11 protein-coding genes, 5 pseudogenes and 1 other annotated feature are annotated in these 11,582 nt (G+C 58.3%); of the genes and pseudogenes, 12 read left to right on the top strand and 4 right to left on the bottom strand.

Going from position 1 to position 11,582, the window contains the following annotated elements:
* The first annotated feature begins 264 nt into the window (after window positions 1-264).
* The 3 genes from V2I08_RS19695 (at window position 265) to tnpB (ending at window position 1,689) form a co-directional block, all read left to right on the top strand.
* Window positions 265-549, top strand: coding sequence for a transposase (locus V2I08_RS19695; protein WP_349636462.1), 285 nt, complete (start codon window positions 265-267; stop codon window positions 547-549).
* 67 nt (window positions 550-616) lie between these two features.
* Window positions 617-946 carry a transposase gene (locus V2I08_RS20670; RefSeq protein WP_120250715.1) on the top strand — a complete coding sequence of 110 codons (330 nt, stop codon included), beginning with the start codon at window positions 617-619 and terminating at the stop codon, window positions 944-946.
* Window positions 947-996: 50 nt separating this feature from the next.
* Window positions 997-1,689: an IS66 family insertion sequence element accessory protein TnpB gene (gene tnpB / locus V2I08_RS20665; protein ID WP_405053683.1), complete on the top strand. Its 693-nt coding sequence runs from the start codon at window positions 997-999 to the stop codon at window positions 1,687-1,689.
* A gap of 251 nt (window positions 1,690-1,940) precedes the next feature.
* Here tnpB and V2I08_RS19680 read toward each other — a convergent pair whose 3' ends face one another.
* Together V2I08_RS19680 and V2I08_RS19675 are read right to left on the bottom strand one after the other, a co-directional pair.
* Window positions 1,941-3,500, bottom strand: coding sequence for a recombinase family protein (locus V2I08_RS19680; RefSeq protein ID WP_349636461.1), 1,560 nt, complete (start codon window positions 3,498-3,500; stop codon window positions 1,941-1,943).
* Window positions 3,487-3,639 (bottom strand): hypothetical protein, encoded by a 153-nt coding sequence (locus V2I08_RS19675; RefSeq protein ID WP_019054776.1) that lies wholly within the window; start codon window positions 3,637-3,639, stop codon window positions 3,487-3,489. The genes V2I08_RS19680 and V2I08_RS19675 overlap by 14 nt, the downstream gene beginning before the upstream one ends.
* A gap of 31 nt (window positions 3,640-3,670) precedes the next feature.
* Between V2I08_RS19675 and V2I08_RS19670 the strand changes: the two genes are divergently transcribed.
* The 5 genes and pseudogenes from V2I08_RS19670 to V2I08_RS19650 all read left to right on the top strand — a co-directional run bounded on the left by V2I08_RS19670 (window position 3,671) and on the right by V2I08_RS19650 (window position 6,623).
* Window positions 3,671-4,057, top strand: coding sequence for a hypothetical protein (locus V2I08_RS19670; RefSeq protein ID WP_349636463.1), 387 nt, complete (start codon window positions 3,671-3,673; stop codon window positions 4,055-4,057).
* Window positions 3,985-4,209: pseudogene (locus tag V2I08_RS19665) on the top strand (transposase domain-containing protein); the annotation flags it as partial. The gene V2I08_RS19670 and the pseudogene V2I08_RS19665, both read left to right, overlap by 73 nt.
* Window positions 4,210-4,235: 26 nt before the next feature.
* Window positions 4,236-4,762, top strand: a pseudogene (locus V2I08_RS19660) (IS3 family transposase); the annotation flags it as partial.
* A gap of 200 nt (window positions 4,763-4,962) precedes the next feature.
* Window positions 4,963-5,379 carry a transposase gene (locus V2I08_RS19655; protein WP_349636460.1) on the top strand — a complete coding sequence of 139 codons (417 nt, stop codon included), beginning with the start codon at window positions 4,963-4,965 and terminating at the stop codon, window positions 5,377-5,379.
* 15 nt (window positions 5,380-5,394) lie between these two features.
* Window positions 5,395-6,623, top strand: a pseudogene (locus tag V2I08_RS19650) (IS3 family transposase).
* Window positions 5,676-5,792, top strand: a sequence feature (AL1L pseudoknot). Its footprint overlaps the pseudogene before it by 117 nt.
* A 31-nt stretch (window positions 6,624-6,654) precedes the next feature.
* Here the strand turns inward: V2I08_RS19650 and V2I08_RS19645 are convergent.
* A pseudogene (locus V2I08_RS19645) lies at window positions 6,655-6,861 on the bottom strand (transposase); the annotation flags it as partial.
* Window positions 6,862-7,220: 359 nt separating this feature from the next.
* On the bottom strand, window positions 7,221-8,006 hold the full coding sequence (locus V2I08_RS19640) for a 1,6-dihydroxycyclohexa-2,4-diene-1-carboxylate dehydrogenase (RefSeq protein ID WP_043155279.1): 786 nt from the start codon (window positions 8,004-8,006) through the stop codon (window positions 7,221-7,223).
* Window positions 8,007-8,172: 166 nt separating this feature from the next.
* Here V2I08_RS19640 and V2I08_RS19635 point away from each other — a divergent pair, with 166 nt between their 5' ends.
* From V2I08_RS19635 to V2I08_RS19620, 4 genes and pseudogenes are all read left to right on the top strand, one after another.
* Entirely contained in the window at window positions 8,173-9,093 is a 921-nt protein-coding gene (locus tag V2I08_RS19635) for a dihydrodipicolinate synthase family protein (RefSeq protein ID WP_235209981.1), read from the top strand.
* 79 nt (window positions 9,094-9,172) lie between these two features.
* The gene (locus V2I08_RS19630) at window positions 9,173-10,348 is read left to right on the top strand and encodes an aromatic ring-hydroxylating dioxygenase subunit alpha (protein ID WP_349636459.1); all 1,176 of its coding nucleotides are present in this window, start codon (window positions 9,173-9,175) and stop codon (window positions 10,346-10,348) included.
* Window positions 10,345-10,842: an aromatic-ring-hydroxylating dioxygenase subunit beta gene (locus tag V2I08_RS19625; RefSeq protein ID WP_349636458.1), complete on the top strand. Its 498-nt coding sequence runs from the start codon at window positions 10,345-10,347 to the stop codon at window positions 10,840-10,842. Before V2I08_RS19630 ends, V2I08_RS19625 begins: the two co-directional genes overlap by 4 nt.
* 96 nt (window positions 10,843-10,938) lie before the next feature.
* Window positions 10,939-11,384, top strand: a pseudogene (locus V2I08_RS19620) (IS21 family transposase); the annotation flags it as partial.
* Between the last annotated feature and the right edge of the window lie 198 nt (window positions 11,385-11,582).

Raw genomic sequence — 11,582 nt, 5'->3', positions numbered from 1 at the left:
GGAATATCGGTAGCGATACTCCTATGAGGTCTTACCTCAAAAATGCTGCGCGCCTGCGGTCCACACCGGATGCGTACATTGAATAGAATTTCTGTCCGACGAATATCTATCCCGCGGGGAGTTGTCCTGACCGCGTATACGACCTTGTACCCGACAGACGGTAACCGACCGATTGAGGCCGCCTGCCCTGCTGTGATGTGAGCGCGTAAGGGACGTCCATAAGGGCGTCGTTATGGACGTCCAGAGCAAAAGCGAGGGACGGCAGTGGAGATATTGGGCCGGGAACGGCGTCGTCGTTGGAGCAACGCGGAGAAGCTCGATATCGTCGCCGCTGTGGGAGTGAACGGAGAGACGTTGGCGCGCGTCGCGCGGCGCTACGATGTGTCGCGAAGCCAGATCTATCAATGGCGCCATCTGTTCAGGAAGCGAGGGCTGCTGCCTGCGGCGGACGGACCGACCTTCTTGCCGGTCGATATTGGGGCGCCCATGCTGAGCGCGGAGCCCGTGCCCGAGGACCGTATCGCTCCGGTGAGGGCCGCCTTGCGGTGATCGGCTGATATTTCGAGATGGCACCGGTGCAAGCGCTGGTGTTTGCACCGGTACTAGGGACGGTGCGATGAGTCAGATCACGGTAATTTCAGGCCCGGAGCGGCGGCGGGTGTGGACCGACCAGCAGAAGCGTGAGTTGGTCGCGGCTGTTTCGGCGCCCGGCGCGAACGTGGCGGAGATTGCCCGCCGTGCTGATCTTCGGCCGAACCAGATCTACAGATGGCGGCGGCAGATGGGGCAGGCAGCCCAAGGCTTTGCAGAAGTGCAGGTGCAGCCCGATCCAGTGCCGGTGATCGGATCGGCGATCATCGTGGAGTTCGAGCGGGCGATCGTACGCATCCCCGCTGGCGCATCGCCTGGGTTGGTGTCGGCAGTGTTGCGGTCGGTCAAGCCGTGATCCCAGTTCCCTCCGGCGTCCGGATATGGATCGCGACCGGGCATACCGATATGAGGAAGGGCATGCGATCCCTGGCCCTGCAGATACAGCAGAGCTTCAGGCGTGATCCCCATGCCGGTGATCTTTATGTCTTCCGAGGGCGCCGTGGCGACCTGTGCAAGATCCTGTGGCATGATGGCATTGGCATGTCGTTTCATGATGCCGTATTTCGTCCATCGGACCAAGGTGCACTCGGTAATTCCAAGCTTGGCGCAGACCTCTGCTTTTGTCAGCATTCCCCTCTCGCGGAGCCGGTCGTAGCGTGGGCGCAGGCTATATCTTTTGACGAGATAGATGACGCGCAGGTCAGTGAACTGCGCATCTGCCTGATCACGACGCGCGGCACCGCCGGGCCGGATTCCCTTTTCATTCAGTATATCCGCGATTTCGGCACAGATATGGTCGTCGAGAAGCTTGTCGACCATTTCGACCACCTCGGGTCGCGTTTTTACCTGCTGTGCGGAGCATTTGGGATTCTGCGTCGTCAGTGTTTCGGTTCGCCCGCCTTTGAAGCGGATATGGATCCGAGTCTCTCCTTCGGCCGGGAACTTGAGCAAGGTGACGTCCTCGATGAGGTACGCAAGAAGGCGCTTGCGTTCTCGGTTCGGCAGAGTTGGATCGCGCCAGACTGTTTTAAAGTCGGTCGTCATAGCGATCAACCGATCACGAACTGCCTCATTCACCGTCAGCCGGTCGTCGTTTAGAGCACGGGCTCTTTCTTCCTGCACGTCAGCCAGGCTGCGCAGCTTATCATTCCATTCTCGCTCAAGGGTGTCGGCAACGAGGCGGTTGGTCGGATCGACCAGCATAAAGCGCCGTTCAGCAAGGTCAGCATCGATCTGAGCGCGCTGAACAGCGCGAAGCCGGAGTTGATCCGTTTCGTCATGGTGCGCTTCGATCTCTTTCCTGATCTCCAACGCCAACTCCACAGCGGCGGGTGTCATTTCGGCGGCGATCAAGTCACCGATTGCTTCGTCGACGGGCCAACCTGCGATTGACTGGCAGTGAGGCTCACCGTGGGAGGCGTAGGCGCGCGCCAAGCGCTCTCCAGGTCGGTGGCAATGCCAGCAAAATCGGGTGTCGGCGCGGTCAGATCGATTTGTCGCGCTTGGGCCAAACCCGCTTCACAGGCTTCCACACGCTTGAGCGCTGCTTCCCAGCTATTCTCGAGTTGGGCAGCGATCAGGCGGTTATCAGGGTCGCAGGCAGCATAGCGACGTTCAGCGAGAGATGCCTCGTATCGGGCTTGCTGCAAGTCCAGCTCCACCATGCGGTGCCGTTCTTCCAGATTATCCCGATGCGCCCGATCAGCTTCCATTGCGGCCTCGATCGCCATCGGCGTCACGGCTCTCAATATCTCTTTGCCTTTGGCAGGGTCGATGCGAGATACGCCAAAAGTCATGCATCGTGGCTTGGCCAGCATCTGGTTGATACGTTCGCAGCGGTAATAGGGATGACCCGGAGGCCGGCCCGAATAGACAACGCCCAACCGTCTTCCACATCGGCCGCAGGTGAGCAGGCCCGCGAGCAACGCGCGGCCACCACGACCCGACTTGATACCGCCCTTCTGTCCGAAGGCGTTGACGGCGATATGGCTCTGGTTCCTCTCAAACTCACTCCAATCGATATAGCCTTCATGATGATCCTGGAGCAGCACTTCCCAAGTTCCGAAAGGCTTGCCGTGGCCGTAGCTTTTGCGTGCCCTGCCATCGACAATCTCGGTTCGTTTCTCGGTTTTACCATAGACATAGACCCCGGCGTAGAACGGGTTCTTCAATATCGAGATGACGCTTCGATAGCGAAGCGGCACCCAATCGAAGGACACCGTTTTGCGCCCGTCAGAAGGACGGGGGAAATGGAAATTGTCCGCGGTGAGCGAAATCAGCACCTGGCGGGCGCTACCAAGCTCGCGGAAGCGCGAAAAGATAAGACGGATCGCCTCCTGCACCCGCAGATCAGGATCAAGCCCTAGGCCATAATCACGGTGCCAGACATAGCCGATCGGAACACTGAGGCGCAGTTCTCCTCGCCGCGCTTTGGCACGCGCCGCGTCAAGCATGCGTGTTCGCAAAATGCCGAGCTCGAACTCGCTGATGCTGCCCTTCATGACCAACAACAATCGATCGTTTGGCCGACAGGGATCGTATACCCCGTCGAGATCGATCACGCGCGCTTCAACCAGGCCACACAGCTCCAAAAGGTGGTGCCAGTCCCGGCCATTACGGGAAAGGCGCGATGCGTCCAAGCAAAGCCCCGCGCCAACCTTGCCCGTACACAGGCCGCTGACCAGTCGTTCGAAACCGGGGCGGTCGACAGTGCCGCTGGCGGTCCGACCAAGGTCATCGTCGATCACCTCGACATCGTGAAATCCCCAGCGTCGCGCAACATCGACAAGCTCATATTGTCGGCGCTGGCTCTCCAGGTTGTTCTGGACCTGACCCGGGGTCGACTGTCGGACATACACCACAGCTTTGCGCTTGAGCACCGTGACTGGAAGGAGATCATTGCCCGTCATCACTGGCCTCCTTCGCCGCGACGCCGGCTGCAGCCATCAAGAGGGTCGCCAGCCTGGCAACAACGGCGCTTCGCTGCGCCTCGCTCAGGCCTCGCATCTGCGGCGTATCGAGCGGCATGCTCAGCTGCTGGGTCAGCATCGGTAGCGACGATGGTCGTGGTAGTGCCGTCATGGCGTGCCTCCTGGATGGCCGTGAGTCCATCCGTCGAAGTCTGCCTGAAACCGCGATCGGTAAGCAGTCCGTGAAGCTCTACAAGCCCAATCACCGCAACGCGCGGTTCGCCCATCTCCATGTCGGCGCACAACGCCCTGTCCAGCATCCACTCTGCGACCTGGATGATCTCGCCCGGCCTGATCTCTACCCGGATGATCGCGCCATTGGCCCGGTCCTCGCAGCCTTCATGCCGAAAACGACTGCCGTAATATGGATGCCAGCGATAATGAAACTCTACCATCTGCCCGACATGGGCAGAATGACCCTGCGATGGCTCTGGGCAGAAAATCGTGGCTCTTCGCCGGTTCAGACCGCGGAGGTCAGCGCACCGCCTTCATGCTGAGCCTCATCGGCACGGCGAAGCTCAACGACATCGATCCGCAGGCCTGGCTCGCCGACACTCTCGCGCGCATCGCCGACATTCCCCAGAACCGTCTCCATGAACTGCTTCCTTGGAACTGGTGCGCTACCGAGGACCAACGCGAAGCCGCCTGATCCGCGGTTCTCACCGGACGCATACGATCCAGCGCGTCCATGATGCCAGCATCGGCCTCTATGGCATGCGCATGGTCTGGCACCAGCTGCGGCGTGAAGGCATAATGGTGGCGAAATGCACGGTGGAACGATTAATGCGGGCCATGGGGCTGGCGGGCGTCCGGCGTGGAAAGAAGACGGTCACCACCGTCAGCAACCCGAATGCGCCGTGTCCGCTGGACAAGGTCAATCGGGAGTTTCGCGTCAGCCGACCCAACGCCCTGTGGGTCGTCGATTTTACCTACGTGCACACCTGGGCGGGCTTCGTCTATGTCGCCTTCGTGATTGACGCTTTTGCCCGGCGGATCGTCGGATGGAAGGTCAGCACGTCAGCCACTGCCAACTTCGTTCTGAATGCCCTGGAGCAGGCGATCCATGCCCGTAGGCCCGGTTCAGAGGATCAGCTGATCCATCACAGCGACAGGGGAGTTCAATACCTTCCATGAATTATACCCAGCGCCTCGCCGAAGCCCAGCTCGTCCCCTCGGTCGGCAGCGTTGGCGACTCCTACGACTGTGAGAAGGTGCATGTAGTCTGGGAGGTCTGACCCGTGCTTACGACTGACCACGTGTCATCGCGTTGATCTGTCGGCCCCCCAGGCTGCACCCGGGGCGTCGCGAGACGTGACTTGATAGGAGCCTGAGGGAGTGCCGTCCCGTCACAGTCCTGTCCGCTCGCGAAGCGCTTCGGGTTCCACCTACCTGGAGAACCCGTATGCATGTTATCACATCTGACGCCGTGGTCATCGGCGTCGACACTCATAAAGATGTTCACGTCGCCGTCGCTATCAATGGACTGGGCGCCCGGCTTGCCACCGCCTCCTTCCCAGTAACGAGCAAAGGCTATCGCCAGATGGCGGCCTGGGCAGCTAAGCACGGGACCGTGCATGCGTTCGGCATCGAAGGGACTGGCTCCTATGGTGCCGGTCTCACACGAGCGCTGACGGCGATGGGCTTGCGTGTCATCGAGGTCGGCCGGGTCAACCGGCAGCTCCGACGTCGGCATGGCAAGACCGATACCGTGGATGCCGAGTCCGCCGCACGGGCCGTTCTTGCGGGTGACGCTGACGGTGAACCCAAGGTCGGTGATGGCATGAAGCGTCCCGGGTTTTCAGGAGGCTCCAACTTGTGAGAAGGAGCATCCGTTATGAGCAAGACAACCAACAAATTTTCACCTGAAGTTCGCGAACGGGCGGTTCGTATGGTGATGGAGCAGCGGGCCGAATATGGCTCGGAATGGGAAGTGATGAAGTCGATCGCTGCGAAGCTCGGCTGCTCGCTGGAGACGCTGCGCCGCTGGTGCCGCGAGGAGGCGGGCCGACGAGCGGGGCCAGCGGCGTTGGCTGCCGATGACCGTGAGCGGCTAAGGCTGCTAGAGCGCGAAGTGAAGGAACTGCGCCGCGCCAACGAGATTTTGCGCAAGGCATCTGCGTATTTTGCGATGGCGGAGCTTGACCGCCCCGGAAGATGATGATGGCGTTCATCGACGCCCATCGCGAGGATTTGGGGATCTAGCCGATCTGCCGTGAACTGGCGATCGCCCCTTCCTCCTACCATGAACATGCCGCACGCCGTATCGATCCTGGCCGACGTCCGGCACGTACCCGGCGCGATGAGGAGATCAGGGAGCAGATCAAGCGGGTCCATGAGGCCAGCTTCGGCCTCTATGGCGCACGCAAGGTCTGGCACCAGATGCGGCGTGAAGGCATAATGGTGGCGAAATGCACGGTGGAACGATTGATGCGGGCCATGGGGCTGGCGGGCGTCCGGCGTGGAAAGAAGACGGTCACCACCGTCAGCAACCCGAATACGCCGTGTCCGCTGGACAAGGTCAATCGGGCATTTCGCGTCAGCCGGCCCAACGCCCTGTGGGTCGTCGATTTTACCTACGTGCACACCTGGACGGGCTTCGTCTATGTTGCCTTCGTGATTGACGCTTTTGCCCGGCGGATCGTCGGATGGAAGGTCAGCACGTCAGCCACTGCCAACTTCGTTCTGGATGCCCTGGAGCAGGCGATCCATGCCCGTAGGCCCGGTCCCGATGATGGACTGATCCACCATAGCGACAGGGGAGTTCAATATCTTGCCATGAACTATACCCAGCGCTTGGCCGAAGCGAAGCTCGTTCCCTCGGTCGGTAGCGTCGGTGATTCCTACGATAACGCCTTAGCCGAGACGATCAACGGCCTTTACAAGGCCGAGGTAATTTGGCGGCAGCGATCATGGCCAAGCGTTTCGGCCGTGGAAATGGCAACGCTGCGCTGGGTCGATTGGTACAACAATCACCGGCTCTTCGGCCCTATCGGGCACATCCCGCCCGCTGAGGCCGAAGACAATTACTATGCAGCCCTCGAGAACCTCGATATGGCTGCATAGCCCAATGAAAACTGCCTCCTGAAAACCCGGGGCGCTTCAGATCCCGCTGATCGGCAATGCAAGCTGCAGGTCGCCCGCAGATTGCCATCTCGCGCTCAGCTTGCGCGAGTAGCAATACCCCGCCGTCCGAGGTCAGCCGACCACCGTCAAAGGCGGCTGTGACTTTCTTGCGCCCAACCGCTGGAAACGAAAAAACGGGCGCGCTATCCTTACATCTGGCGGGTGTGGCCTGTGGCATTTTCTGCCTCGCTGCAGGTTGGTCTAGACACCCAATTTCCTACAGCAAAGCAATGCCTTACGACACTCCCGCCAACCCCTCGGACACAGCGCCATGAATAATCCGGGCTAAAGGCATAACTGGCATCATTTAACGCCGTATGGAGAGCGTCCACACCAACAGTGGTGCTGTCGTCAGGACGGCGGTGATCGTGACCTCGCTGGATCGGCTGTTGAGGCCTTGGCCAACATCGTTGCACACATAGAGGCCCTCGCCCCGAAAACCATCATGAGGCTCTGACCTCGAAAAGGACCTTGACCCTGACGTCCGCACTACTCAGGTTGACAGCTACCCGCAATTAAAGGGCCGATCCACAGTTCTTATCCGATCCCTCCGCCTGCAACGAATAGAGTTTGCCCGGTGATATAGGACGCTTCCTCAGAGGCGAAAAAGCAAATTGCTGCGGCGAGTTCCTCGGGTTCGCCGAACCGGGCCATTGGGGTGTCGCGCACGGTCTGCTCCATGACCTTTACAAACCCTGATTTCACAGCATCGGTCATCGGAGCAGGATCGCGTGGCGTTACCCGCGTCACATTGACACCGCCCGGCGCAACGCAGTTGATGCGAACTCCGCTCGTTTCCAGTTCCAGCGATAAAGCGGCAGTCAATGCAGCGACCCCGCCCTTGGCCGCAGCATACGGCACCCGGTTTACGCCGCGCGTGGCGACAGAACCGATGTTGACAATGGAACCGCGCCCGGCTGACAACATAAAGGGTAAAACGGCGTGGCAGGACCAAAGAGTCGGCCACAATGACCGGTTTATTTCAGCTATAATCTCGTCGGAGGTATAGTCCCAGTAGGGTTTGGCCCAAATAGTACCGCCAACGTTATGAACCGCCACATCGATTCTTCCGAAGCGATCGGCAACCAGCCGGTACAGTTGGACGGCCCCCTCGCAAGTCTCTAGGTCGAAGTTGGCGGCGTGGACATTCGCGCCACTGATCTGCAGCCGTTCGACCGCAGCCCGCGTAGCTTCAACGGCCCGGTCGGCGACGATTACGATCGCCCCCTCTTCCGCCATGCGTTTGGCTGTGGCCAGCCCGATCCCCTGCGCTCCTCCCGTCACGACTGCGACTTGTTTATCGAACCGTCTTGTCGAAGTCATAATTAGGGCGTCCATCCTTAGCGAGCTCACGCAACGAACCGAAAAGCCGTATCGCGTTGCCCTTGTTTATCTTCTCGCCTTGCGTCATGCAAGGCAAAGCATTACACAATGAATAACGTCCAGCCGCTCGGCTGCATCATCGGACCAAATGTTGGGAGCCACGAAGATGACCCATAGACTTATGACCCCTAGTGATGTGACAGGTGCGTGGGCGATTATTCCCACTCCGGCGAAGGATAATGCGTCGGATTGGAGAGCGACGAATACCGTAGATCTCGATGAAACTGCTCGCGTTGTAAATGGCCTGATAGAGGCGGGTATAAACGGGATACTCAGCATGGGGACGCTTGGCGAAGCGGCGACTATGACTCAAGGGGAAAAGCTCGATTTCATAAAGGCGCTGGTTGATGCCGCAGCCAGTCGAGTGCCAATATTTGTCAGCACAACCTGTCTCAACACCCGCAACACCGTAACGTTGACCCGGCAAGCACTAGAGCTCGGTGCGGATGGTGCAATGCTTGGAGTTCCTGTGTGTTGCACGCCAAGCCTTGAGGTTGCAGTCCAGTTCTACAAGGATGTCGCTGAAGCCGTACCAGAGATGAACATAGCGATCTATGCCAATCCCGAAGCCTTCAAATTCGAATTTTCGCGCTCGTTCTGGGGTCGAGTGGCTGATATTCCTCAGGTCGTAACAGCGAAATATATCGGTGTCGGCAATCTACTGGCAGACCTTGCAACGATCCGCGGCCGCATCAAGCTATTGCCGATCGACTTCGACTACTATGCTGCAGCCCGCATGAACGATTCGATCGACGCATTCTGGTCGAGTGGTGCTGTATGTTGCCCGTTGATGACTACTACCTTGCGCGATGTTGTGTTGAACGCGCGCGCGACCGGTAACTGGAAGGAGGCACGTGCCTTTCAGGCGCTGCTCGGTCCTACCGCAGCGCCGCTGTTCCCTAATGGGAGTTTCAAGGACTTCGCAACGTACAACATCGCGGATGAATGCAGGTGGGTGGATGAAAGCTGGTCCGGCGCGCCCGCCCTATCATCTATGCCCCGAACCATTCCTCGAAGGTGGCCGTAAATCGGGCATTATGTTGGCGGATCTCGGCAGAGCGCTCGAAGCCGAGAAATAAGATAAGCGTGATAACTGGGAGAGAGCAATGACCGGAATTAAGCTATCCTGGCCAAAAAACTACAATGAAGTTCCAAAAGAGGCTTTCGTCCGAGAGGACATATACGCGGAAGAGGTCAAGCGTATCTTCCACGGTACTGAATGGCATCCGGTCGCTCATGAAAGTGAATTGCCTAACGCGGGTGATTTCAAGACATACCGATTGTCCGGTGTGCCACTGCTTATCGGGCGCGACGTCGAGGGCGTGGTGCGGGTGTTTTATAACGCGTGCTCGCACCGCGGCAATCAACTCGAAACGGCGGTCATGGGCAACAAGACCGAATTTGAATGCCCCTATCACCGTTGGCTGTTCGATTCGAAAGGCAATCTGGCCGGCTGTCCGAACCCTCGGGAATTTCTTCCCGGCTTCAACAAAGCAGACTATCCGCTTGCCCAGCCGCGGTTTGACAGTTTTTTTGGGCTTGTTTTCGTCACGCTCTCACCAGAAACCGAGTCACTATTGGCATATCTTGGAGATTCGCAGAATACGTTGCGCGAACTGCTAGCAGGCGATGGGCGTCTCAAACTGCTCGGCTACCAAAAAGTTCGCTATGATACGAACTGGAAGTCGTACACCGACAATGATGGCTATCATGCCCCATTGCTACATCAGGCGTTCAAGATGCTTAACTGGCAAGGTGGCAACGGTCGCCAGTTTACAGCAACAAAACGCGGCCACATTTGTTTCGAATCTGCGCTTTCTGTGGCACACGGGCCCACCGTGCTCAAAGACAAATCGCTGATCGAATTCAAAGGGCAGGATCCTGCGGTCGGCTCACGGATCGTTTCTCTCTTTCCCACCTTTGTTTCGACGAAGCATCTGGATGTCATCAATTTGCGCTTTGCGACACCAATCGATGCTGAGACGGTCGAGGTCCACTACGTCTATTTCGCACATCAGGATGACGACGAGGACATGGTTCGGCACAGACTGCGGCAAAGTTCAAACCTGCTGGGGCCATGCGGCCTGATCAGCATGGAAGATGCCTCGATTTTCCATCGCATCCATATCGGAAATCACACGCCCGGCTCTGCCATCTTCCAAAAGGGAGTGCATGACCCTTTGAAGCTAGAATCGGAGTTCCTTCAAAACGACGAGAGCGGCAATCTGCCGCGCTGGGAATATTATCGGTCGGTCATGGGTTTTGAGAGGGCGGCGGCATGATAGAGACAGATATGTCGCTTGAAGCGGCGCTCAATGCCGTGCTGCTAGCGGATGCCCACGCGCTTGATAGCAAAGATATGCAGAGATGGCTAGATAATTACGCGGACGAGGAAAACGCGTCGTATTTCTGCCGTTCGGCGGAAAATTCAGAGCACGGACTTGCCCTTGGCTTTATGTACGACGACTGCCGGGCGAGGCTCGAGGATCGCGTCACTTTCGTAAATGACATTTGGGTCGGCACATTCCAGGACTATCGTACACGTCATTTCGTTCAATTGACCAGCTATCATCGAACCGATACAGCCACTTTGGAAATGCGGTCTAACTTTTCCGTGTTCATGACGCCTAAAGACAGTGGCATCACCCAGGTGCTTGCCGCAGGCCAATATCTTGACAGCGTGCGGCAACAAAAGAATGGCGGGCTGAAGCTATTGTCGCGGCGGGCTGAGCTCGATACCTCTGTGCTTCCACGATATTTGGTCTATCCGATATGAGAACACCGGTAATAAAAGGGGCCATTCATTGGCGGTAGCACCGGATTAAAAAGGGGCCACTTCTGCTAGACCTTCGCTTTTGTGCGGAGGCGGAGGGTGAAGAGAGTGGAGCTTTATCAGAAGGTTCGCCATGCCGTGCTTATTGACGGCATGAGCCGCCGGGCCGCAGCGGCGTATTTTGGGATTAATCGCAACACGGTCGACAAGATGCTGGTTTTCCCGGAGCCCCCGCAGCACGGGCGATGCGGAGTTACATACAGCCGGAAGCTGGCGGGGTTCACCGAGATCATTGATCAGATATTGATCGATGATCGTACAGTGCATTCCAAGCAGCGGCATACGGGAGGACGGATATTCGAGCGGCTGCGCGATGAGCATGGTTCACCGGCGGCATCACGATTGTGCGAGAGTATGTAGCGTGCGCGAAGTTACGCAGCCGTGAGGTTTTCATTCCGCTGAGCCACAGGCCGGGCCATGCACAGGTAGCCTTCGGCGAGGCGGGCGGGATCATCGGCGGCAAGCTGACGCGGTTCCATTATTTCGTAAGCGCGAAATTCCGCGCACCTGTTCGGTTGAGTGACGCGGTGTGAAGGATGTGTCCACCAAGGAAGAGGTGGACACATGGAGATGGCACCGATGGGCTCCTATGGGCTCGAGGTTGTAATACCATCCGTCCGTGATGCTGACACACGTGGGGGATTCCCAAAGCGGCGAAACTATGAATCTATGTCTTCGGGTTG

This window comes from Sphingobium sp. MK2 (assembly GCF_040170545.1).
GTDB lineage: Bacteria > Pseudomonadota > Alphaproteobacteria > Sphingomonadales > Sphingomonadaceae > Sphingobium.
This window is presented reverse-complemented; position numbering and strand designations above follow the sequence as displayed.